Source organism: Kitasatospora sp. NPDC088742 (assembly GCF_055584905.1).
Genome location: NZ_JBVJLD010000023.1, coordinates 1 through 21,236, shown reverse-complemented (window position 1 = coordinate 21,236; position 21,236 = coordinate 1). Strand labels below are relative to the sequence as shown.

20 protein-coding genes are annotated in these 21,236 nt (G+C 74.0%); 12 read left to right on the top strand and 8 right to left on the bottom strand.

Annotated elements, in window-relative coordinates; all coding sequences use genetic code 11:
* The first annotated feature begins 37 nt into the window (after nt 1-37).
* The 8 genes from ACZ6ZR_RS19320 to ACZ6ZR_RS19285 all read left to right on the top strand — a co-directional run bounded on the left by ACZ6ZR_RS19320 (nt 38) and on the right by ACZ6ZR_RS19285 (nt 6,204).
* Complete coding sequence (locus ACZ6ZR_RS19320) at nt 38-448, top strand: TOBE domain-containing protein (protein ID WP_465643841.1); 411 nt, start codon at nt 38-40, stop codon at nt 446-448.
* Entirely contained in the window at nt 448-1,143 is a 696-nt protein-coding gene (locus ACZ6ZR_RS19315) for a glycerophosphodiester phosphodiesterase (RefSeq protein ID WP_465643839.1), read from the top strand. The genes ACZ6ZR_RS19320 and ACZ6ZR_RS19315 overlap by 1 nt, the downstream gene beginning before the upstream one ends.
* A gap of 79 nt (nt 1,144-1,222) precedes the next feature.
* Entirely contained in the window at nt 1,223-2,335 is a 1,113-nt protein-coding gene (locus ACZ6ZR_RS19310; protein WP_465643837.1) for an AI-2E family transporter, read from the top strand.
* Nucleotides 2,336-2,365: 30 nt separating this feature from the next.
* Nucleotides 2,366-3,334, top strand: a complete 969-nt coding sequence (locus tag ACZ6ZR_RS19305) for an alpha/beta hydrolase (protein ID WP_465643835.1) — start codon at nt 2,366-2,368, stop codon at nt 3,332-3,334.
* Nucleotides 3,335-3,402: 68 nt separating this feature from the next.
* Nucleotides 3,403-4,188 (top strand): spermidine synthase, encoded by a 786-nt coding sequence (locus ACZ6ZR_RS19300; protein WP_465643986.1) that lies wholly within the window; start codon nt 3,403-3,405, stop codon nt 4,186-4,188.
* Between the two features lie 63 nt (nt 4,189-4,251).
* Nucleotides 4,252-5,037 carry a class I SAM-dependent methyltransferase gene (locus tag ACZ6ZR_RS19295; RefSeq protein WP_465643833.1) on the top strand — a complete coding sequence of 262 codons (786 nt, stop codon included), beginning with the start codon at nt 4,252-4,254 and terminating at the stop codon, nt 5,035-5,037.
* Nucleotides 5,038-5,175: 138 nt separating this feature from the next.
* Entirely contained in the window at nt 5,176-5,844 is a 669-nt protein-coding gene (locus ACZ6ZR_RS19290; protein WP_465643832.1) for a DedA family protein, read from the top strand.
* Between the two features lie 30 nt (nt 5,845-5,874).
* Nucleotides 5,875-6,204 (top strand): DHCW motif cupin fold protein, encoded by a 330-nt coding sequence (locus ACZ6ZR_RS19285; protein WP_465643830.1) that lies wholly within the window; start codon nt 5,875-5,877, stop codon nt 6,202-6,204.
* Here ACZ6ZR_RS19285 and ACZ6ZR_RS19280 read toward each other — a convergent pair.
* Nucleotides 6,201-7,157, bottom strand: a complete 957-nt coding sequence (locus ACZ6ZR_RS19280) for a helix-turn-helix domain-containing protein (RefSeq protein ID WP_465643829.1) — start codon at nt 7,155-7,157, stop codon at nt 6,201-6,203. The two genes, ACZ6ZR_RS19285 and ACZ6ZR_RS19280, sit on opposite strands and share 4 nt — an antisense overlap.
* 121 nt (nt 7,158-7,278) lie before the next feature.
* On the opposite strand from ACZ6ZR_RS19280, the gene ACZ6ZR_RS19275 reads away from it, so the two are divergent.
* The 3 genes from ACZ6ZR_RS19275 (at nt 7,279) to ACZ6ZR_RS19265 (ending at nt 9,994) form a co-directional block, all read left to right on the top strand.
* The gene (locus ACZ6ZR_RS19275; RefSeq protein ID WP_465643827.1) at nt 7,279-8,304 is read left to right on the top strand and encodes a saccharopine dehydrogenase family protein; all 1,026 of its coding nucleotides are present in this window, start codon (nt 7,279-7,281) and stop codon (nt 8,302-8,304) included.
* A gap of 122 nt (nt 8,305-8,426) precedes the next feature.
* Nucleotides 8,427-9,095, top strand: a complete 669-nt coding sequence (locus tag ACZ6ZR_RS19270; RefSeq protein ID WP_465643826.1) for an O-methyltransferase — start codon at nt 8,427-8,429, stop codon at nt 9,093-9,095.
* 14 nt (nt 9,096-9,109) lie between these two features.
* Nucleotides 9,110-9,994 (top strand): Gfo/Idh/MocA family protein, encoded by an 885-nt coding sequence (locus ACZ6ZR_RS19265; RefSeq protein WP_465643984.1) that lies wholly within the window; start codon nt 9,110-9,112, stop codon nt 9,992-9,994.
* A 17-nt stretch (nt 9,995-10,011) separates the two neighbouring features.
* On the opposite strand, the gene ACZ6ZR_RS19260 is transcribed toward ACZ6ZR_RS19265, so the two are convergent.
* The 4 genes from ACZ6ZR_RS19260 to ACZ6ZR_RS19245 form a co-directional block, all read right to left on the bottom strand.
* Nucleotides 10,012-10,527, bottom strand: a complete 516-nt coding sequence (locus ACZ6ZR_RS19260; RefSeq protein ID WP_465643824.1) for a GNAT family N-acetyltransferase — start codon at nt 10,525-10,527, stop codon at nt 10,012-10,014.
* 86 nt (nt 10,528-10,613) lie between these two features.
* On the bottom strand, nt 10,614-12,635 hold the full coding sequence (locus tag ACZ6ZR_RS19255; protein WP_465643822.1) for a glycosyl hydrolase family 28-related protein: 2,022 nt from the start codon (nt 12,633-12,635) through the stop codon (nt 10,614-10,616).
* A 124-nt stretch (nt 12,636-12,759) separates the two neighbouring features.
* Nucleotides 12,760-14,967, bottom strand: a complete 2,208-nt coding sequence (locus ACZ6ZR_RS19250; protein WP_465643820.1) for a DUF7927 domain-containing protein — start codon at nt 14,965-14,967, stop codon at nt 12,760-12,762.
* A 222-nt stretch (nt 14,968-15,189) separates the two neighbouring features.
* Complete coding sequence (locus tag ACZ6ZR_RS19245) at nt 15,190-16,215, bottom strand: isoprenoid biosynthesis enzyme family protein (RefSeq protein ID WP_465643818.1); 1,026 nt, start codon at nt 16,213-16,215, stop codon at nt 15,190-15,192.
* Nucleotides 16,216-16,436: 221 nt separating this feature from the next.
* Between ACZ6ZR_RS19245 and ACZ6ZR_RS19240 the strand changes: the two genes are divergently transcribed.
* A complete protein-coding gene (locus ACZ6ZR_RS19240) occupies nt 16,437-17,831 on the top strand; it encodes an erythromycin esterase family protein (RefSeq protein WP_465643817.1) in 1,395 nt (464 codons plus the stop codon).
* Between the two features lie 37 nt (nt 17,832-17,868).
* Here the strand turns inward: ACZ6ZR_RS19240 and ACZ6ZR_RS19235 are convergent, their stop codons facing one another.
* From ACZ6ZR_RS19235 to ACZ6ZR_RS19225, 3 genes are all read right to left on the bottom strand, one after another.
* On the bottom strand, nt 17,869-18,546 hold the full coding sequence (locus ACZ6ZR_RS19235; protein WP_465643815.1) for a hypothetical protein: 678 nt from the start codon (nt 18,544-18,546) through the stop codon (nt 17,869-17,871).
* 195 nt (nt 18,547-18,741) lie between these two features.
* Nucleotides 18,742-19,380 carry a hypothetical protein gene (locus ACZ6ZR_RS19230; protein WP_465643814.1) on the bottom strand — a complete coding sequence of 213 codons (639 nt, stop codon included), beginning with the start codon at nt 19,378-19,380 and terminating at the stop codon, nt 18,742-18,744.
* 200 nt (nt 19,381-19,580) lie between these two features.
* Nucleotides 19,581-21,083, bottom strand: coding sequence for a SulP family inorganic anion transporter (locus ACZ6ZR_RS19225; RefSeq protein WP_465643813.1), 1,503 nt, complete (start codon nt 21,081-21,083; stop codon nt 19,581-19,583).
* Between the last annotated feature and the right edge of the window lie 153 nt (nt 21,084-21,236).

The following is a 21,236-nucleotide window of genomic DNA, read 5'->3' as shown; positions in this document are numbered from 1 at the left end:
ATCCCGGCAGAGCCCACCCTCGCGTCAGGAGCCCCGTATGGCCGACCGGCCGGTCCACCCCTACCGCATCGGCGAGGCCGCCGCGCTGCTCGGCGTCAGTACCGACACGGTGCGCCGCTGGGTGGATGCCGGGCGGGTGGCGGCGGAGCGGGACGAACACGGTCACCGGATCATCGGCGGCGCCGAACTGGCCGCCTTCGCCCGGGAGTTGGCCAAGCCGGAGAACGCCGAGGCGGAGGGCCGCCCGTCCTCCGCGCGCAACCGCTTCCCCGGCATCGTGACCGACGTCCTGCTCGGCGACGTGGCCGCGCAGGTGGAGATCCAGGCCGGGCCGTTCCGGGTGGTCTCGCTGATCAGCCGGGAGTCCGCCGAGGAGCTCCGGCTGGTGCCCGGCGCCCGGGCCACCGCCGTGATCAAGTCCACCAACGTCGTGGTGGAGCGCGGCTGATGGCGCGTGCGCTCGCCGTCGCCCACCGGGGCGACCCGTACCGCTTCCGCGAGAACACCCTGGCCTCGGTCGAGTCGGCCTTCGCCGCCGGTGCCGACGCGGTGGAGGTGGACGTCCAGCTGACCCGCGACCGCGTCCCGGTGCTGCTGCACGACCTGACGCTGCGCCGGCTCTGGGAGGACCCTCGCCCGGTCGGCTCCGTCACCCTCGCCCAGCTGGAGGAGACCGGCCGCCCCGGCCTGCGGATCCCGACCCTGGCCGAGGCCCTGAAGGCCGCCGCCGCGTACCCGAACGCCCGGCTGCTGCTCGACCTGGACGACCCGGGCCCGGCCGCCGCCGCGCACGCGGTGGTACGCGAGCTCGGCGCCGAGCGGTCCACCGGCTGGTGCGGGCCCGCCGCCGCGATGCTGGCCGTCCGCGCCCTGGACCGGGAGGCCGAGCTGGCCCTGACCTGGAAGCTCCCGCAGCAGCCCGCCGCCGCCCTGCTGGCCGACCTGCGCCCGCGCTACCTCAACCCGCCGTTCGGACTGCTGGACGCCGACTACGTCCGGGCCGCCGCCGACAGCGGACTGGCCGTCAGCACCTGGACCGCCGACCGCCGCCGCACCATGACCCGCTTGCTCGCCCTCGGCGTGGCCTCCGTGACCAGCAACCGCATCGCGCTGTTGCGCAGGGTGGTGGACGGCACGCTCTAGCCGGGCCACCGATCCGGACATTCCGTCAGATCCTGTGATCAGATGGACGGATCAGGCGCGGGTGGCGGGAGGCGACGGCATGGCAGTGGAGCCCGGTACGGAGGTGGAGCGGCCGCCCGAGGACGTCCGGCCGCCCTATCTGATGCTCCCGCCGACCGTCAGGGCGGCCGCCGCCTGGTCGGTGGCGGTGGTCCTGTTCATCACCGTCGCCGCCCTGCTGGTCTACGCCTTGGTCGCGCTGCGGGCCGCCACCATCCCGGTGATCCTCTCGCTGCTGGCCACCGCGCTGCTCCACCCCGTGATGCCCTGGCTGGTGCGGCACGGCGTCAAGCGCGGCCTGGCCGCCGCCCTCACCTGCGCGGTCCTGGTGCTCGCGGTCGCCGCGGTGCTCATCCTGCTCACCAACTCCCTGGTGCACAGCGCCCCGCAGATCGCCGCCTCGCTGCGTGAGACCGGCCAGCGGATCGCCGACTGGCTCGGGCCGACCGGTGAGAAGATCCAGTCCGGCCTCTCCTCGGCCGCCGGCACCGGCAGCACGGTGGTGGGCCAGCTGGCCAACGGCGTGCTCTCCGGCATCGGCGTGCTCACCCAGCTGGTCACCGGCGGGGTGCTGGCGCTGGCCCTGGTCTTCTTCTTCCTCCGGGACGGGCACCGCACCGGGGACGCGGTGCGGGGGGTGCTGCCGGAGCGTCAGGCCGAGCTGGCGATCGCCTGCGGCCGGCAGGCCTTCAGCGCGATGGCCGGCTTCATGCGCGGCACCACCCTGATCGCCCTGATCGACGCCACCTTCATCACCATCGGCCTGGTGATCCTCGGCGTCCCGGGCGCCCCCGGCCTCGGTGCCCTGGTCTTCATGGGCGCCTACATCCCCTTCGTCGGCGCTTTCCTCTCCGGCACCGTGGCCGTCCTGGTGGCGCTGGCCGACGGTGGCCTGGGCACCGCGATCTGGACCCTCGGCGTGGTGCTGGCGGTCCAGATGATCGAGGGCAACGTGCTCCAGCCGATCATCCAGAGCCGCACCGTCGAACTCCACCCCGCCACCATCATGATCGCCGTGGTGGCCGGCTCCGGGATCGCCGGCATCCTCGGCGCCCTGCTCGCCGTCCCGGTCTGCGCCGCGGGCCTCGGCATCGTGTCGGTGCTCCGGGGCACCGTCGGTCAGCGGCACCGGGGCGCTAAGGTCGAGTCGTAGATCCGACGGCCGATCAGGAGCGGGTACGACGTGGAGTTCCGGACCGACACCTTGCTGGGTGCCCCGTACGAGGCGGCCGAGCTGCCGCTGGCCGCCGACGAGGAGGGCGCCGTCAGCGCCACGCTGGTGCGCCGGCTGCTGCCCGGCTCGCGCCGGGCGGTGCTGTACGTGCACGGCTACGTGGACTACTTCTTCCAGACCCATCTGGCCGACCACTTCGCCGAGCTCGGGTACTCCTTCTACGCGCTCGACCTGCGCAAGTACGGCCGCTCCCTGAGGCCCCATCAGTCGCCGAACTTCATCACCGACCTGGCCGCCTACGACGAGGAGCTGGACGAGGCGGCCCGGATCATCCGCGAGCAGGACGGCCACACCCAGCTGCTGGTCAACGGGCACTCCACCGGCGGCCTGATCACCGCCCTCTGGGCCTCCCGGCGGGCCGGGCGCGGCGTGGTGGACGGGCTCTTCCTCAACAGTCCCTTCCTCTCCATGCCGGCTGCCCCCGCCGTGCGCACCCTCGGCGCCCCGCTGATCGACGCCGTCGGCCGGGCCGCCGCCACCCGCAAGCTGCCCAGCGCGCTCAACCCGCACTACGTGCACAGCCTGCACCGCGACCACCGCGGCAGCTGGGACTTCGACCTCACCCTCAAGCCCGCCGAGGGCTTCCCGCTCTACGCCGGCTGGCTGGCCGCCATCCAGCGCGGCCACCGCGCCGTCCGGGCCGGGCTGCGGGTGGACTGCCCGGTGCTGCTGATGGCCTCCACCGCCTCGATCAGCACCACCCGCTGGGACCCGGCGCTGCACCGCAGCGACGCGGTGCTGCGCGCGGACGACATCTCCGCACTCGCCCCCCGCCTCGGACGGCACGTCACCACCGTGCGGATCCCGGACGGCATGCACGACCTGGTGCTCTCCGGCGAGGCCGCCCGGGAGCGGGTCTTCGCCGAGCTGGACCGCTGGCTGGCCGCGTACCTGCCGGCCGACGCGGTGCAGGCGTGACGGTGGTGCGGGAGGAGGAGGACCGGCTGCCGGTCGAGCGGGTCACCGACCTCGGCCGGGCCAAGCTGATGCCGGACCTGGACCACGAGCAGGGCTGGCTGCTCACCCTGGACGGCACCCCGCAGTCGTACGTGGACCTGGCCGACCCGGGCCACCTCGAGTTCGAGTACACCCAGCGGATCGCCCACCTGCTGGACACCTTCGCCCCCGCCGGACGGCCCGTCACCGCCCTGCACCTGGGCGGCGGCGCGCTCACCCTGCCGCGCTACCTGGCCGCCACCCGGCCCGGCTCGGCCCAGCGGGTGGTGGAGGTGGACGGGCCGCTGGTGGAGCTGATCGGCAGTCAGCTGCCCTGGCCCGCCTCGATCGAGGTGAGCGTCGGCGACGCCCGCGAGGCGCTCGCCGCGGCCGCGCCCGGCGCCGCCGACGTGGTGGTGGCCGACGTCTTCCACGGCTCCCGCACCCCCGCCCGGCTCACCTCCGTCGAGTTCGTCCGGCTGGCCGCCGCCGCGCTCGCCCCCGGCGGCTGCTACGCCGCCAACCTCGCCGACGGCCCGCCGCTGGCCTTCGCCAAGGCCCAGGCCGCCACCCTGCGCGCGGTCTTCCCGCACGTCTGCCTGGCGGCCGAGCCCTCGGTGCTGCGCGGCCGCCGGTACGGGAACGTCCTGCTGATCGGCTCCGACCGGCCGCTGCCCGAGGCCGAACTGACCCGGCGCCTCGCCGCCGACGTCTTCCCGGCCCGGCTCTGCGCCGAGGACGAGCTGACCGGGCTGGTCGGCCGCACCGCCCCGGTCACGGACGCCGACGCCACCGACTCCCCGCCCCCGCCGGAGGGAGCCTTCAGCATCGGCTGACCGGCCGTCAGCCACCGGTGGTGTCGGGGCCCCCGCGCGCCGATCATGGGGCACCCTGAGGAGATGGAACAGCTCTCCGCGATCCCGGAGACCGCGCTGTGGACCCTCCACCACCGCGCGGTGGCGGCCCGTCAGCCCGGCACCACCTTCCACGACCCCAAGGCCGTGGAACTCACCGAGCGGCTGGACTTCCCCTTCGTCGAGCGCTTCGGCAACGGCCAGGGCCTCGGCAGCCGGATGCAGCGCCACCGGGTCGGACTGGTCGACGGCGAGGTGGCCGACTTCCTGCGCCGCTGCCCGCGCGGCACCGTGGTCTGCCTCGGCGACGGACTGGAGACCCAGTACTGGCGGGTCGACAACGGCCGGGCCCAGTGGCTCTCGGTCGACCTGCCGGAGGCGGTCGAGCTGCGCGCCCGGCTGCTCCCGCCCGAGCCGAGGCAACGGCTGCTGGCCTGCTCGGCCACCGACCCGGCCTGGCTGGACGAGGTGGACCCGGGGCACGGTGTGATGATCGTCGCCCAGGGCCTGCTGATGTACCTGCGGCCCGGCGAGGTGGGCGAGCTCTTCGAGCGCTGCGCCGAGCGCTTCCCGGGCGGGACGCTGGTCTTCGACTCGATCCCGCACTGGTTCAGCCGGGCCAGCCTCCGGGGCATGTCCCGGCGGGCCGGGTACCGGGTGCCGCCGATGCCCTGGGCGGTCGGCGGCCGGGAGCTGCTGCGCGATCCGCGCACCGTGCCGCTGGCCGCCCGGCACGCCTGGCTGTTCCGGGTGCTGGCCCTGGACCTGCCGGACCGGCGGGCCCGGATCGTCGGCTCGGTCGGTCTGCCGGAGCTGCTGCGGCGGGGCTGAGCAGCCGTCAGGGCCGAGCGGGAACCGCGGCGGGCTGCCGTACGTGGGAGTACCCGGGGGACGGGCCGGGTTAGGCTGCCCACGACTTTCTTCGGCACCGCCCACCGGGTGCTGCCCGCCCACGGAGGGATACCGATCTTGCACCTCGACGTATGGCTGGAGAGCGTGCCGCCCAATGCGGTCTACGCCCTGGTCGGAGTGATCATCCTGCTGGAGAGCCTGGGCATCCCGCTGCCCGGCGAGATCGCCCTGGTGACCGCCTCGGTGCTGGCCGCCAGCGGCGTGGTCAACCCCTGGGTCGTGGCGCTGTGCGCGATCGCCGGCGCGATCATCGGTGACTCGATCGGCTACTCGATCGGGCGCAAGGGCGGCAAACCGCTCTTCGAGAAGGTGGGGAGGAAGTTCCCCAAGCACTTCGGGCCCGACCACCTGGCCACCGCCGAGCGCTCGTTCCAGAAGTGGGGCATGTGGGCGGTCTTCTTCGGCCGCTTCATCGCCCTGCTGCGGATCTTCGCCGGGCCGCTGGCCGGTGCCCTGCGGATGCCGTACTGGAAGTTCCTGATCGCCAACGTGCTCGGCGGCGTCGTCTGGGCCGGCGGCACCACCTGGCTGATCTACACCGTCGGCAAGGCCGCCGAGCACTGGCTCAAGTCCTTCTCCTGGGTCGGCCTGATCGTCGCCGCCCTGTTCGGCGCCGGCTCGGCCCTGGTCCTCAAGCGCCGCGCGGCCAAGCACCGCGCCGCCCACCCCGAGACCAGCGGCGGCACGCCCGCTCCCGCCCCGGAGCCCGCGGGGGCGGCTGACTGACCGTCAGCACGGCTGTCCTAGCATGGCGCGATGGAGATCACCGGATTCGACTTCACCGCGACGGACTGGGACGAGGTGCCCGTGGAGCGCCACCCCGGGGAGACCGGGGAGGCGCTCTGGCGCACCCGGACCTTCGGGCCGATCCGGGTGCGCCGGGTGGACTACACCCCCGGCTACGTGGCCGACCACTGGTGCCGCAAGGGCCACGTCCTCTTCGTCCTGGACGGCGAACTGGTGACCACCCTGGACGACGGACGGGTGGTCACCACCGGCGCCGGCTCCAGCTACCAGGTCGCCGACGACCGCGAGGCGCACCGCTCCAGCGCCCCGGCCGGTGCCCGGCTGCTGATCGTGGACTAGTGCCGACTCGTGAGGTCAGTGGCGCGGAAGGTGCGGCGGTAGGTGTCCGGGGGGACGCCTACGGTGCGGTGGAAGTGGCGGCGGAGGGTGGTGGCGGTGCCCATGCCGGTGGCGTCGGCGATGGTTTCGACGGTGGCGTCGGTGGTTTCGAGCAGCTCCTGGGCGCGGCGGATGCGCTGGGTGTGGAGCCACTGCAGCGGCGTGGTGCCGGTCAGGTGCTTGAAGTGGCGCGCCAGGTGGCGGGAGCTCATCCGGGCCCGGCGGGCCAGGTCCTCGACGCTGACCGGTTGGTCGAGGCGTTGGAGCACCCAGGGGAACAGGTCGTCGAGCGGGTGGTTGCCCCGGGGCGGGACCGGGGTGGCGATGAACTGGGCCTGGCCGCCGTCCCGGTGCGGCGGGACGACCAGGCGGCGGGCGACCGTGTTGGCGACCGCAGAGCCGTGGTCGAGCCGGACCAGGTGCAGGCAGAGGTCCATCGCGGCGGCCTTCCCCGCCGAGGTGAGGACGTCACCGTTGTCGACGTAGAGGACGTCCGGGTCCACCGTGGCCGCCGGGTGACGCCGCGCCAGTTCCCGGGTGTGGGCCCAGTGCGTGGTGGCGCGCCGCCCGTCGAGCAGTCCGGCCGCGCCGAGGACGAAGGCGCCGGTGCAGAGCGAGACCACCCGCGCGCCGGCCTCGTGCGCCGCCCGTACCGCCCCGACCAGCTCGGCGGGCGGCGCCTGGTCGGCGTCGGCCCAGCCGGGCACGATCACGGTGTCGGCCTCGGCGAGGCGGTCGAGCCCGTGCTCGGGCTCCAGCCGGAAGTGGCCGAGGCGCACGGGGCCGGAGCCGCAGAGGGCGAAGTCGTACCAGGGGTCCACGAGATGGGTGAGGTCCGACCCGAACACCTCGAGGGCGACGGACAGTTCGTAGTGGAGCATGCCGTCGGTGACGGCCAGTGCGACGGTGGGCATGTCCGGAACTGTACGCCACGTGTCGTTTCCGACACTCGTGCGGAGGTGGCGCTCCCGACAGGATGGTCGTTGTCGGGCCGCAGCGGCCCGGTCTTCGCAACAGACGCAAGGAGCGGTCCTCATGACGTCGGGTCAGATGGTGGCGGTGTTCGGCGCGTACGGGCACACCGGGCGGTTCGTGGTCGCGGAACTGCTGGCGCGCGGCTACGTCCCGGTGCCGTCCGGCCGCGACGCCGCGGTGCTGGCGGAGCTCGCCGAGGAGCACGGCCTCCAGGCCCGGACCGCCTCGGCCGATGACCCGGCCTCGCTGGACCGGGCCCTGGCCGGAGCCGTGGCCGTCCTCAACTGCGCGGGCCCGTTCGCCTCGACCACCGGCCCGGTGATCGAGGCGGCGCTCCGCGCCGGGATCCCGTACCTGGACGTGGCCGCCGAGCTGGAGGCCAACCTCGACACCTTCGCGCACTTCGCCGACCGCGCCCGGGACGCGAAGGCGGTGGTCGTCCCCGCGATGGCCTTCTTCGGCGGCCTCGGCGACCTGCTGGTCACCGCCGCCATGGGCGACTGGACCTCGGCCGACGAGGCCCACATCGCCTACGGGCTCAACCACTGGCACCCCACCGCGGGCACCCGCCGGGCGGGCGCGGTCTCCCGCGAGCGGCGCGGCGCCCACCGCCTGCGCTACACCGGCGGCCAGTGGGAGCGCCGCACCGACGCGGCACCCACCCTGGAGTGGGACTTCCCCGCCCCGCTCGGACTCCGTCCCGTGATCGGGGAGTTCACCATGGCGGACGTCGTCACCGTCCCCCAGCACCTGGACATCCCCTCGGTGACCACCTACATGACCGCCAACGCGGCCGCCGACATCGCGGCCCCCGACACCCCCGCCCCGACCGCCACCGACGAGGCCGGGCGCTCCGACCAGACCTTCGTGGTGGACGTCCTGGTCCGCGCGGGCGGCGCCGAACGCCGGCTCACCGCCCACGGCCGGGACATCTACGCCGTCACCGCGCCCCTCGTCGTGGAGGCCCTCGCCCGCGTCCTCGACGGCCGCACCCGAGCGGTCGGCGTCGCGCCCGCCGGGGCGCTCTTCGACGCGGCCGACTTCCTCCGCGCCCTGGCCCCGCACGTCACCGTCGACCTGATCTAGTGCCGTGCCCGGCAAGGTTTGCCCCGGCACGCCGACAGCACGCACCGAACGACGCGACGGGGCAAACCTTGCCGGGCACGGCACTAGGCTGACGGTCAGTCGACGGAGTGTGGAGGACCACGGTGGGACAGGACCAGTGGACCAAGGTGGACGAGTACTTCAGCGAGACGCTGATCGGTGACGACCCGGAGCTGACGGCGGCTCAGGCGGCCGCCGACGCGGCCGGGCTGCCGCAGATCGCGGTGGCGCCGAACCAGGGGCGGATGCTCCAGCTGTTCGCCCGCTCGATCGGGGCCAAGCGGATCCTGGAGGTCGGCACCCTCGGCGGGTACAGCGCGATCTGGCTCGGCCGGGCGCTGCCCGAGGACGGGCGGATGCTCACCCTGGAGATCGACCCCGCGCACGCCGACGTGGCCCGCGGCAACCTCGAACGGGCCGGGCTGGCCGGGCGGGTGGAGGTCCGGCTCGGCCGGGCCGCCGACACCCTGGCCGAGTTGGCGAAGGAGGGCGTCGAGCCCTTCGACTTCTTCTTCATCGACGCCGACAAGGTCAGCAACCCCGACTACGTCGCCTGGGCCGTCGACCACTCCCACCCCGGCACCCTGATCGTGGTCGACAACGTGGTACGCGGCGGCGCGGTCGCCGACTCCTGCTCCACCGACCCCGCCGTCCTCGGCACCCGCCGCCTGCACGAGCAGCTGGCCGCCGAGCCCCGGGTCACCGCCACCTCCGTGCAGACCGTCGGCGTCAAGGGCTACGACGGCTTCACGCTGATCCGGGTCGAGCGGTGACGGCCGTGACGGCCGTGCGGATAGGACTGCTCGGCACCGGGCCGTGGGCCCAGCGGGTGCACGCCCCGGCGCTGGCCTCGCACCCCGAGGTCGAGTTCGCGGGGGTTTGGGGGCGGCGCCCCGGCGCGGCGGCCGAGCTGGCGGAGCCGTACGGGGTGCCGGTCTTCTCGTCCGTCGAAGAACTGCTCGCCTCGGTGGACGCGGTCTCCATCGCGCTGCCGCCGGCCGTCCAGGCCGAGTACGCGGTCCGGGCCGCCGAGGCCGGCAAGCACCTGCTCCTCGACAAGCCGGTCGCCCTGACGGTGGACCAGGCGCGCGGGGTGGCCGAGGCCGCCGAGCGCGCCAAGGTCGCCTCGGTGGTCTTCTTCACCCTGCGGTACCACCCGGACATCGCCGCCTGGCTCACCGAACAGGCCGCTCGCGGCGGCTGGTTCACCGCCCGCGCCGAGTGGTTCGGCTCGGTCTTCGCCCCCGGCAGCGACAGCCCGTACGCCGACTCGCCCTGGCGCCGGGAGAAGGGTGCCCTGTGGGACGTCGGCCCGCACGCCCTCTCGGTGCTCCTGCCCGCCCTCGGCGACGGCGAGGTGGTCTCGGCCACCGCCGGACCGATGGACACCGTCCACCTGGTGCTCCGCCATGCCTCCGGCGCGCTGAGCAACCTGACGCTCAGCCTGACCATGCCCGTCGCGGGCGCCGTCGAGGGCGTGGTCCTCGAACTGCGCGGCGAGGCCGGCCGCTTCCTGATGCCCGAGCGGCACGAGAGCCCGCAGCAGGCCTACGCCCGCTCGGTCTCGGCCCTGCTGCGCTCGGCGGCGGACGGGACGGCCGACCCCTGCGACGCCGCCTTCGGCCTCAGGGTCGTCGAACTCCTGGCGGAGGCCGAGCGGTTGATGCGCTGACCCGGCGGCCGGAGGTCTCAGATGCCGAAGGCCGCCGCGTAGCGGACGGTGCCGGAGGGCAGGGGGTGGGACGGGTCCAGGGTGAGGGCCATCAGGGCCTCGTCCGGGACCTCGATGGAGAGCTTGATGCCGTGGGCGGAGGCCCGGCCGAAGCCGAAGCGCGGGTAGTAGGTGGGGTGGCCGAGGACCACGACGTGGCGCTCGCCGAGGGCGGCCGCCGCGTCGAGGGCGGCGCGGATCGCGGCGGCGCCCGCGCCGGTGCGCTGGTGGGAGGGGAGCACCGCGCAGGGGGCCAGGCAGAGGGCCGGGGTCTCGTCGATGTGACAGCGGGTCAGCAGGGCGAGCCCGACCGGGCGGTCCGCGGGGTCGACGGCGACCAGGGAGAGGCCGTCGATCCAGGCGGAGGGGTCGGCCCGCAGGGCGTCGACGAGGTCGGCCTCGCCCGGGGTGGGGAAGGCGGCCAGGTTGATCTCGCGGACGGCGGAGGCGTCGGTGGTGGTCTCCGGGCGGGTGGTCCAGGTGGTGGTGCTCATGGTGTCCGAACCTAACCGACCGTGCTCAGCAAGGGGCGGCGCGCCGCGCCCGGGGTGAGGGCCCGGACACGGCGCGCGGGTCGGTCTTAGCCCCAGGGGGAGGGGGCGGGCGGGGCGACCACCGGCGGGCGGTCGTCGCAGGTGACCGTGTTGGGGAGTTCCCAGGGGGCGAGCCAGGGGCCGGTGGTGCCGCCGCCGTCGTTGCCGCCGAGGTCGGTGAGGGCGAACTCGGAGCCGGCCGGGGTGAAGTGGAAAGTGCCGCAGTTGTTGACGCCGACGGCGCCGACGTTGCGGGCGTCCACGTTCTCGAAGGTGGCCGAGCCGGCCGCCCGGGCGCTGAGCACGGAGGTGCCGGTGCCGTCGATCCGCAGGTCCTCGAACTTCAGGCCGTTGATCGCCACTTGGTCCTTGACCGGCCAGTCGGAGACCAGCATCAGCGCGTTGTAGGTGGAGTCCAGCAGGTGGTCGCCGGTCACCCGGACGTCGGCGTCGATCGAGCGGTCCAGGGCGTAGAACCAGATCGCGCCCAGCCCGATCTTCCAGTTCAGCTCGAACGTGCCGCCGCGCACGGTGGTGTTGTCGGTGATCTGCAGCTGCCCGGCGAAGGGCTCGGCCCCGAAGCGCGAGCCGGCGTGGATGGCGCTGCCCTCGCGGACCGGGTCGGCCACCAGGTTGTTGGAGAGGGTGGTGTCGGTGCCGCCGTAGACCGCGATGCCGTTGGCGAGGACGGGGGACTGCACGGTGTTGTGGTCGAAGACGTTCCGGGCGTCGGCGCTCTTCTCGGACCACATCGCCAGCCCGTCGTCCCCGGTGTTGCGGACGAAGTTGTCGGCGACCAGGGAGTCGGTCACGGCGGTGTGGAAGTTGAGGCCGTCGGCGATCTGGTCGGCGATGACGTTCCCGGTCACCTTCAGCCGGCTCATGGGGCCGTCCAGCCAGAGCCCGACCTTGGTGTGGTGCAGGTAGAGGCCGGAGACGGTGGAGTCGCTGAGCGCGCCGCCGATCGCGTTGACCTGGTCGGTGTCGATCCGCTCGCGGACGTCGCCCTCGATCGCGAAGCCGGAGAGGTGGACGTCGCGGCTGCCGCCCTCGGCGGCGGACTTGCCGTACAGGCCGACGCCGGTGTGCACCGAACCGTCCGGGGCGGGCTGCGCCAGGGTGGTCTGACGGCCCTTCAGCACGGTGTACCAGCTGCCCGCGCCGACGATGATGACGTCGTCCACGGTGAGGTGCCGGTTCACCTGGTAGGTGCCCGGCGGCAGGTAGACCTTGAGGCGGCTGCGCTGGGCGAAGGCGATGGCGCGCTCGATCGCCGGGGCGGAGTCGCGGCGGCCGGTCGGGTCGGCGCCGAAGGCCAGCACGTTGGCGGCGAAGGGCTCGACGTGCGGGGCGCCGACCAGCTCGGAGTCCAGCAGGTCGACGACGGTCCACTCCGCAGTGGCGCCCCGGGGCACGGAGAGCCGGACCACGTCGCCGGCCTTGTAGCGCTTGCCGAGGAGGAGGCGCTGCTCGTCGTAGAAGTGGCTGGGGCGGAACGGCTTCCCGATCTCGGGGGCCGGGGTGGTGGCGGCCGGTACGCAGGCGCACTCGGTGATCCACCAGTCGGGGTGGAGCAGCCCGGCCTGCGGGTCGTTGGAGAACGGGTACTGGTTGTAGAGCCAGGAGTACTCGGAGGTCAGCGTCATGGTGCGGCGGTCGCGGCCGTTGACGGTCACGTCCAGCGGGCTGGTGATCCCGCCGCCCCGGGGGGCGTCGGGGATGCTGTACCGGACGGTGATCGCGTCGGCGGCGGCGGGGAGGGTGAACTCCACGTACTGACCCGGGGTCAGCTGCACCGCCTGCCGGCCGCTGGCCTCGGAGGGCAGCGTGTAGGCGGCGCGGTCGGGGCCGATCCGGGTGCCGGTGGTGACGGCGGACTCGGCCTCCTGCTCGGCGAACGCGACCCGCGCTCCGCGGCCCTCGGTGAGGGCCGGGGCGAGGGCGGCGCGGGTGAGCACGGGGGCCGGGGCGGGGCTCTGGGCCGCGGCGGCGGTGCCGCCGAGCTGCGGGCTGAGCAGGAGCAGGGAGGCGGGGAGCGGGATGAGCGCCCTGCGGAGGTTCCGTGCCATCAGGTGCCTGTCTCTGGAGGGGGATTGGCACGTGACAGTAGGGCCTCCGCAGGGGTACCCACAAGATTCTTGCGCTGAATTGTTTCAGTTATGCGTTGCTGATGTCACTATCTTGCGCGATGGGTCAGCTGCGGCGGCCCCGGCGGGAGAGGCGGAACAGCACGAACCCGGCGATCAGGGTGGCGGCGGCCGTCAGTGCGGCGAGCGTGACGCCGGCGCCGGTGTGCGGGAGCGGGCCGTCGCCCTGGTCCGGCGCGGAGGGCGACGGGGTCGGGCCGGTGGTCGGGCCGGCGCTCGGGTCCGGGCTGGGGCTGGGGCTGGGGCTCGGCGAAGGGCTGGGTGAAGGGCGGGTCACCCGGACGGTGGCGGTGCAGGCCGGGTCGGTGGAGCCGGCGAGGCAGTTGCCACCGGGGCGGTCGGTCACGGCGGTGTTGACCAGGGCGTCGTCGCCGGCGGCGGGCTGACGCACCGTCACGGTGTAGGTGATGGTGGCCTTGGCGGCGGGAGCGAGGTCGCCGGTCCAGCTCAGCACCGGGGCCCGGTAGGAGACCTGGCCGGTGGAGGCGGTGGCGGCGCCGTCGTACGTGGCGTCGTCCAGCACCTCGGTCAGGTCGTCGGTGAGGGTGAGCTTCTCGATCGCCACGGTGCCGGTGTTCTCCACCGTCACGGTGTAGGCGACCTGGTCGCCCGGCTCGGCGTCGGCCTTGCCGGCGGTCTTGGTGACGGCGTACTTCGGGGCGGCGGTCACGGTGTTGCGCACCGTGTTGCTGTCGCGCTGCTGGGTGCGGCCGGTCTGGGCGCCGGTGAAGGAGACCGAGCCGGTGTCGTCCAGCTTCGTCCCGGCGGCGGTACCCGGGTCGACGGCGGCCTTGAAGGAGACCGTGGTGCTCGCGCCCGGCGCCAGGTCGGCCACCTGGCAGGTGACGGTCCGTCCGGTGGCCGAGCAGGCCGGGTTGGACCCGGCGACGAAGCTCGCGCCGGGCGGGAGCGCGTCGGTCAGCGTGATGCCGGTCGCGGTGTCCAGGTCCGCGCTGGTGCCGTCGCGGTGCTGGTTGGCCACGGTGAAGGAGTACGTCACCTGGCCGCCGGCCTCGACCAGGCCGGGCGGGTTGTCGTCGGTGGTGCCGGCCGGGTCGTTGGCCTTGGTGAGCTGGAGGTCGGGCTCGACCGCCTCCAGGGCCAGCCAGACCGCCTGTGGGTGGAGCGCGTCGCCGTCGCCGTTGATCCGCAGCACCGCCTGCGTGCTGCCGGCCGGGAGCTTGCCGGTGATGTCGACGATCCGGGCGTCGTAGCCCAGGTTGTTCACCGGGTTCGGGGTGCGGTCGGTGAGGTTGGTGCCGGTGCCGTCGGCGGCCACCCGGTCGATCCGGCCGGTGAAGGCGTTGTCCTCCACCACCTGGCCGCTCGGGGTCGGCATCTTCAGCTTGGTGAGGGCGGCGGTGCTCGGCCCGACCTCCAGCGAGTCGCCCGCGATCGGGGTGTCACCGTCGCCGACCGTCACGCCCATGGTGGCGGCGGGCGCCCTGCCGGGGGAGGTGCGGATGCCCGAAAGGGTCAGCGTGGCGGCGGAGTTGGGCGGGCGCACCAGCTGGAAGCCGTCCCAGACCTGGAGGTAGCGCAGCGGCTCGGCCGGGTTCTCGTAGGCCACCACCAGGGACCAGCCGCCCCAGCAGCCGACGTTCTGGCCGCCGAAGTCGGCGGTGGAGGACCGGCCCTGGCAGGCCTGGACGTCGGCCACCGTGTAGGAGCCCGAACCGGCCGCGCTCACCAGGTCGGTGACGTCCTTGACCCCGGCGTGGGCGGTGATCGGCTTGGGCGGGTTGCCGCCGGTCCGCTGGTCGAACCAGTCGTAGGTGTCGGCGGTCAGCCGCTGGTAGCCGGCCGCTCCCGGCACCTTGAGCTCGACCTGGTTCGCCTTGGTGGCGTCGCCGGAGGTCGAGGTGACGCTGGTGCCGTCCGGATTGAGCTGCCAGTACAGCCGGGCCGAGAGCACCTTGGAGCCCGGAGGGACCGTCAGGGTCGCGGCGGAGGCGGTGTTCCCGGGTGCGGCGGGGTCGGACTTCACCCACTTGGTCCGACCGTTGTTGTAACTGTCGTCGTTGCAGGTGTCGCCCTGGCTGTCGTCACAGGCGAGCACCGAGTTCGAGGCCATTGTCAGGTTGCCGTGCGCCAACAGGGTGACCGCGGGGTCCGGCCCGATCGGCCGCTCGGTCCCGGCGCCGCGCGGCCGGGCCTGGCCCGGTTGCGGGGACGGGCCGGCGGCCACGGTGGCGAGGGCCGCCACGGCGGCCGCGACGGCCAGGATGCGGGTGCGGGCACGTGGGCGCTGCACGTTGTTCCTCCGTGTATGGGGGGCTGTCAGGCCCGCCGCTGCTCCCGGCAGGGGGATCGCGGGTGGGCAGAACCATTACACGTGAGGCATCTCTCGCTAAACGGACATACCTCGCACCGGCGTGGCGCGGTGGTCTGACGGACCCTCGGCCGTCCCGGCCGGGCCCGCCGGCACCCGGGAGCATCCAGCTCTGGTGAACACTGCCCGGGTGGACCGCCCCCGTCAGTGCCCCATCTGGGCCAGGCCGGGGTACAGGTCCTGCCAGCGGTAGCGGGGTGAGTGCAGGTGCCAGTACGCGAAGCCGGTCAAGTAGCGCTCCAGGTACGGGCGTTGGCCCTCGGTGGCGAGGTCCAGGATCCGGTGGTGGGCGGCCGAGCCGCTGTCGAAGGTGCGGCGGTAGGTGGTGAGGTACGGGACGCCCTCGCTCAGCGCCTGGCGGTGGAGGCGTCCGGCCAGGAAGTCCGCTCCGTCCACCGCCTCCTTGTAGCAGGAGAGTACGTCGTTGACGTCGTTGAGGAACGCCACGCCGGAGCTCAGCGCGGCCGCCCAGAAGGCACGGTGGCGGTCGGCGCCCAGGCACGGGTCGGTGAACTGCAGCATGGTGAACCAGAACTGGGAGAAGCCGTTGTAGGCCCGGACGAAGTCGCTGTCCAGCCCGTCGGTGGCGTCCGGGCGGAACTCCGCCTCCATCAGGAGGCCGGTGAGCGCGTTGTGGAAGAACCCCTTCAGGACGGCGAGGACGGTCGGGTCGCAGTGCGGCGCGAGCTGCTCGAACATGTGGCGGACGTAGCGGGCCTCGGGGGTGGCGGGTGGTTCGGCCGGCAGCAGCCCGGACCGCAGCAGGGCCGCCGCGCGGTCCCGGTCGCGGCAGCAGACGTCGTCGGCGTTGGTGGTGAAGACCCAGACGCGGTCCACCGCGAGGGCGAGCGCGTCGTCGGTCAGGGGCACCATCAGGGCGCGCATCCGGGTGATCTGCTCGACGGTGGCGGCGGGCAGCACGACCCCGAAGGCCTCGAGTTCGGCGGTCAGCGTCCGGGCGTCGGCGCCGGCTTGGTCGAGGTCCGGGGGCGGGTCGAAGACGAAGGCGTCGGTTCGGGCGATCTCCCGCTCGATCAGCCCCGAGTCCAGCACGCTCGCGATCATCGCGCGGTGGCCCGGGTCGGGGACGGCGGCGAGGCCGCGCTGCGGGGTGCGGTGGAGAGTGTCCAGGCCGGGCGGGTGCGGATGCCTGGGGGTGGTCGGGTGCATGGTGACTGCCTCCTGTGGGTCGGTCCCTGACTACCCGTGAGACGTGATCGAACAAACGGGGAGCGGCCCGGATGTCCGCGAGGGCAGTTGGGGGTGGGGGTAACCCCAGGAGCAAGACGGCGGGTAGCGGGAGGGTGGTGGGCCGTGCGGCCGGGACAAGATCGTTCCAGTGGCCCCGAGCGGCGGGGCCGGTAGGCGGAGGACGTGGCCAGGTGGACGGGATGACGGGGCGTGGGATGACGGGGCGTGAGGTGCGGTTCGGGCGGCGGCAGTTGCTGCTGGCGGCCGGGGCGGGGGCGGCCGCGCTGGCGGTCGGGGCGCCCCGGGCGTGGGCGGCCGTCCCGGTGGACGGGAGCGAGGAGCGGTTGGTCCGGGCGCTGGAGCGTGGTGCGCAGCCGCTCGCCACGAGCGAGCCGGGTGGGCGGACGGCCGACCTGCGGGCGCTGGGGGCGATGATCGGCGGCGCGAAGGTGGTCGGCTTCGGGGAGGCGACCCACGGCTCGCACGAGTTCTTCGCCCTGAAGGAGCGGCTCTTCCGCCACCTGGTGGAGGAGAAGGGCTTCACCACCTTCGCCCTGGAGATGAGCTGGACCTCCGGACTGCGGATCGACTCCTACGTGCGGGGCGAGACGGGCGGCGACGCGGTGCGGCTGGTCCGCGAGGAGTTCGGCGGATCGCCGTGGGAGCGGGCCGAGTTCGTGAGCCTGATCGGCTGGATGCGGGAGTACAACCGCCGGCGGGCCGGCCGGCCGCTGCGGTTCACGGGTGACGACATCGGCGCCCCGCGGCTCGGTGACGACGTCTTCCGACGGGTCCTCGACCACGTCCGGGGGTCCGCGCCGGCGCGGGCCGCGCGGGTGGAGGCGCTGTACGCGCCGCTGCGCCCGCTGGACGACGTCTTCGCCTACCTCGGGCGGCCGCTCGCCGAGCGCCGTGCGGACGCGGCCCGGGCGGCGGAGGCGTACGAGCTGGTGGCCGCCCTCGCGGGTGGGACGGGCGGTGGCGGTGAGGCCGCAGCCTGGGCCGGGCAGCACGCCCGGGTCATCGCGCGGACCTTCGAGTTCCTCACCCTGGACTTCGCCGACCCGGCGAGCGTCACCGCCGCCGAGCTGCTGCGCGACCGCACGATGGCGGACAACACCGCGTGGTGGCAGCGGCAGGTCGGCGGCAAGGTGCTGGTCTCCGCGCACAACGGCCACGCCGGCTACCTGGCGACCGACCCCGGCATCTACCCGAAGACCCAGGGCGCCTTCCTCCGCGACACCCTGGGCCAGGACTACCTGGCGATCGGCACCACCTTCGCCGGCGGCTCCTTCCTCACCAAGGACTCGTCCATCGGCAGTCAGGACTGGAAGACCGTCACCGTCCCGCCGGCCGCCCCGGGCAGCACCGAGCACCCCCTCGACCGGGTCCGCCACCGCGACTACTACCTCGACCTGCGCACCGTTCAGGACCCCGCCCGCCGCTGGCTGGACACCGCCCACCCCACCTACGAGGCAGGCTCCGAGTACCGCCCCGACCCGGTCCCGACCCTCGCCCTCGGCCGGGCCTACGACCTCCTGGTCCACCTCCACCGCGTCCGCGCGGCCGACCGCCTCCCGGCGCGGTCGGCCTGAGGCCCCGTCAGGCGCCCCTCCCCGGCAGCCGGCAGTCCTAGGGGCCGTCGAGGGGGGTCACCACGGACTCGAACGCCGCGTTCCAGGCGGCGGTGAGCACCGTACGGGCCCGGCCGTCGACGTGCTGCGGAGCCCCGAAGGCCATGGCCGCGTCGAGGAGCGCGCCGAGGGCGGTGTGCCACGGATCCGCCAGCACCTCGTCGCCGTCCTCGTCGGTGGCGTACGCCGCCGCGCCGCCGCGGAGCCGGGCGCTCCTGCGGACCGCTTCGGCCAGGACGGAGAACCCGTGCCCGATCGGCGACGGGGACGGCCCCGAGCCGGGGACCGCCACCACCCGTGCGTGCCCCGAGCCTCGGTACGAGGCGCCTCCGGGCTGTTCGGCGAGCCACCGGTCCCATGCCGCGCCGTACGCGGCGTCGGCTGCGGGACGGCGGGCGGACGCCAGCAGGCGAGCGCCCTCCTCGTCCAGCGCGCATCCGGCGTCGAGGACGCGGCGCACGGCAGCTCCGTTCGGGCCGAAGAGCACCGACGGAGAGAGCTCCTCCAGCAGGTCGACGGCGATGGCGCGGGTGTAGCCGGCGTCGGACCGCAGGTTCTCGGCCGCACGCGCCACGGCGGCCCGTTGCTCGTCCGTCACCGGTGGAACGACCTCCGCCCGGAACAGCCGCCCCGGCCACCGGACCACCAGCACCCGTTCCACCGAGTGGTCAACCACGAGCCACGGAGGCTCCAACGACGGCAGCGTCACCCGCGACCCGGCCGCCGCCCTCCGGAGATGGTCAGGGGCCTCCTGATCGACGTACACGAAACCGGACACCGCGCCTCCCCGTCGATTCGCCCGTGACCCGGAAACCTACTGGCTGCTGACCACCCGTCACAACGACCGGTGGTCGCAGGGCCCGGACGGGCGTCAGTGCTCGATGTCGGCGCGGATCGCGGCGAACAGGCGGGCCGCCTCGGGCGGGGTGGTGGCGGGCAGCAGGGCGACCCCGGCGGTGGAGGCGTCGGCCCAGCCGCAGAGCACGTCGGTGGGGCCGGTCCGGGCGGGCAGGCCGAGGCACTCGAGGGAACCGCCGAGCGGGCCCGGGGCGTACGGCTCGGCGGTGGCCGGCTCGCCGCTGGAACCCTTCCGCAGCGCGTAGTCGACCAGGCCGCGCCACAGGTACTCGCGGCGCTTGTTCGGGTCCTCGGGGACGTTGTCCACCGCGAGGACCAGCACCCGGCGGGCGGACGGCTTCCCCGGGCGGTCGTACTCGGCCTGGACGAACTGCATGCCGTCCTGCATCTCCCCGGGGTCGACCGGGACGTCGGTCAGGGTGCCCGCGCCGGTCGCGAGGGTCAGTCCGCCGGCGGTGCGGGCCTCGGCGACCGTACGGCGCCCGCCGGGTGAGGACTTGGCGGCCGCCGGGGCGGAGGCGCTCTGCGACGCGGCGGGAGGAGCGGCGGACGGAGGGGGAGTGGTGGCGCCGCCGGTGGTGACGTCCGCGGGGACGCAGGCGGTCAGGCCGAGGACGGCGGTCGCGGCGAGGAGGGCGGTTCGGCGGTACACGGTGCGGTGAACTCCCCGGTGTGGTGGGTGCGTCCGGGCTGCTGACCCGGTGCGCAGAGGCTACGGGCGACGGACCGCGCCCAGGGCGCCGTTCGCCGATCCGGGACCCCATCCGAACCGGACCGTGACACGACGGCCGTCGTCGAGGCCGCTGGTAGGTGCCCGGGGGTGGGGTGCGCCCCGGGCACCCTGAGGGAGGGTCAGACGGCCGCCGGGATGCGGATGACCGTGGCTGCGCCGTCGGTGCGGTTGTGGCGGTCCTCCCAGGTTTCGAGGGCGGTGCGGCAGGCGTGGTCGAGGTGGCGGAGGGGGGTGAGGTCGAGGTGGACGGGGCGGTCGGTGGGGAGGTGTTCGAGGGTTTCGAGCAGGCGGGGGAGGCGGAGGAAGGTGGCGTTGCCGGAGAGGGTGACGCGTATCGGGCCGTCGGCTCCCTGATCGGTGACCTCGACCTGGAGGTGGGAGGTGTCCCAGGCGGACTTGAGGACGGCGAGGAGCAGGCCGAGCAGGACGCCCTCGAAGAGGTTGGTGGCCACGATGGCGACGGCGGTGACGACCAGGATCAGGGCTTCGTGACGGTGTGAACGCCACAGCGGGACAAGGGACTTGACGGGGATGAGCTTGGCTCCGGCGTGCACCAGGACCCCGGCCAGGGCGGCCAGCGGGATGATGGTGAGGGCGGCGGGGAGCAGGGCGGCGAAGAGCAGCAGCCAGAGGCCGTGCAGGACGCGGGAGGCCTTGGTGCGGGCGCCGGCCTGGACGTTGGCGGCGCTGCGGACGATGACGGCGGTCATCGGGAGGGCGCCGAGCAGGCCGCAGACGGTGTTGCCGGCGCCCTGGGCGAGGAGTTCCTTGTCGTACTGGGTGCGCGGGCCGTCGTGCAGGCGGTCGACGGCGGCGGCGCTGAACAGGCTCTCGGCGGAGGCGATCAGCGCGAAGGCCAGCACCGTGCCGAGCACGGTGACGCTGCCGAGGGCGGCGAAGTCGGAGGAGTCCGGGAGGCTGATCACCCCGGCCAGCCCGGCGACGTCCACCTTGGCGACGGGGAGGGAGAGCAGCGCCGTGACGGCGGTGGCTCCGGCGACGGCGGCCAGCGGGGCCGGGAGGGTGCGGAAGGGGCCGGGCAGCTTGGGCCAGAGGACGAGGACGGCCACCGTGCCGGCGCCGATCGCGGCGGCGGTGAGCGAGGCGTGGGAGGAGAGGGTGTCGGTCACCAGGCCCGGGAGGCCGGCCAGTTTGGACAGGCCGTCGGAGGGGGCCTTGCGGTCGGCCATCGCGTAGAGCTGACCGGCGATCAGGACCAGGCCGATCCCGGCCAGCATGCCCTGGACCACCGAGACCGAGATGGCGCGGAAGAGGCGGCCGAGCCGGGCGGTGCCCATGGCGAGCTGGATCAGGCCGGCAGCGGCGGTGATCACCCCGAGGGTGCCGAGGCCGTGCTCCTGCACCGCGCCGTAGACCAGCACGGTGAGGCCGGCGGCGGGGCCGGAGACCTGGAGGCTGCTGCCGGGCAGCAGGCCGGTGAGCAGTCCGCCCACGATGCCGGTGACCAGGCCGAGTTCGGCGGGGACACCGGAGGCCACGGCCACGCCGACGCAGAGCGGCAGCGCGACCAGGAAGACGACCAGGGAGGCGGGTAAGTCGGCCTTGAGGGAGGAGAGTCGGGAGGTGCGCACGGTCGGCGCGGAGGCGGGATGACGGGGCATCGGGTCCTCGTGAGGGTGTGGTGCGTACGGAATGGTGGGGGCTAGTGCCGGGCACGGCACTAGGGCCTGTTTCAGAAGTGGATCAAGGTCATGCGATGATCTTGATCCATGGCTCGGGGAGATCTGACGGACGCCCAGTGGGCAGTGCTGGAA

Excerpts from the sequence above, each read along its gene's own strand:
- ACZ6ZR_RS19320 (WP_465643841.1), top strand. The coding sequence starts at position 38 with ATGGCCGACCGGCCGGTCCACCCCTACCGCATCGGCGAGGCCGCCGCG.
- ACZ6ZR_RS19315 (WP_465643839.1), top strand. The coding sequence starts at position 448 with ATGGCGCGTGCGCTCGCCGTCGCCCACCGGGGCGACCCGTACCGCTTC.
- ACZ6ZR_RS19310 (WP_465643837.1), top strand. The coding sequence starts at position 1,223 with ATGGCAGTGGAGCCCGGTACGGAGGTGGAGCGGCCGCCCGAGGACGTC.
- ACZ6ZR_RS19300 (WP_465643986.1), top strand. The coding sequence starts at position 3,403 with ATGCCGGACCTGGACCACGAGCAGGGCTGGCTGCTCACCCTGGACGGC.
- ACZ6ZR_RS19295 (WP_465643833.1), top strand. The coding sequence starts at position 4,252 with ATGGAACAGCTCTCCGCGATCCCGGAGACCGCGCTGTGGACCCTCCAC.
- ACZ6ZR_RS19285 (WP_465643830.1), top strand. The coding sequence starts at position 5,875 with ATGGAGATCACCGGATTCGACTTCACCGCGACGGACTGGGACGAGGTG.
- ACZ6ZR_RS19280 (WP_465643829.1), bottom strand. The coding sequence starts at position 7,157 with ATGCCCACCGTCGCACTGGCCGTCACCGACGGCATGCTCCACTACGAA.
- ACZ6ZR_RS19275 (WP_465643827.1), top strand. The coding sequence starts at position 7,279 with ATGACGTCGGGTCAGATGGTGGCGGTGTTCGGCGCGTACGGGCACACC.
- ACZ6ZR_RS19260 (WP_465643824.1), bottom strand. The coding sequence starts at position 10,527 with ATGAGCACCACCACCTGGACCACCCGCCCGGAGACCACCACCGACGCC.
- ACZ6ZR_RS19255 (WP_465643822.1), bottom strand. The coding sequence starts at position 12,635 with ATGGCACGGAACCTCCGCAGGGCGCTCATCCCGCTCCCCGCCTCCCTG.
- ACZ6ZR_RS19245 (WP_465643818.1), bottom strand. The coding sequence starts at position 16,215 with ATGCACCCGACCACCCCCAGGCATCCGCACCCGCCCGGCCTGGACACT.
- ACZ6ZR_RS19240 (WP_465643817.1), top strand. The coding sequence starts at position 16,437 with ATGACGGGGCGTGGGATGACGGGGCGTGAGGTGCGGTTCGGGCGGCGG.
- ACZ6ZR_RS19225 (WP_465643813.1), bottom strand. The coding sequence starts at position 21,083 with ATGCCCCGTCATCCCGCCTCCGCGCCGACCGTGCGCACCTCCCGACTC.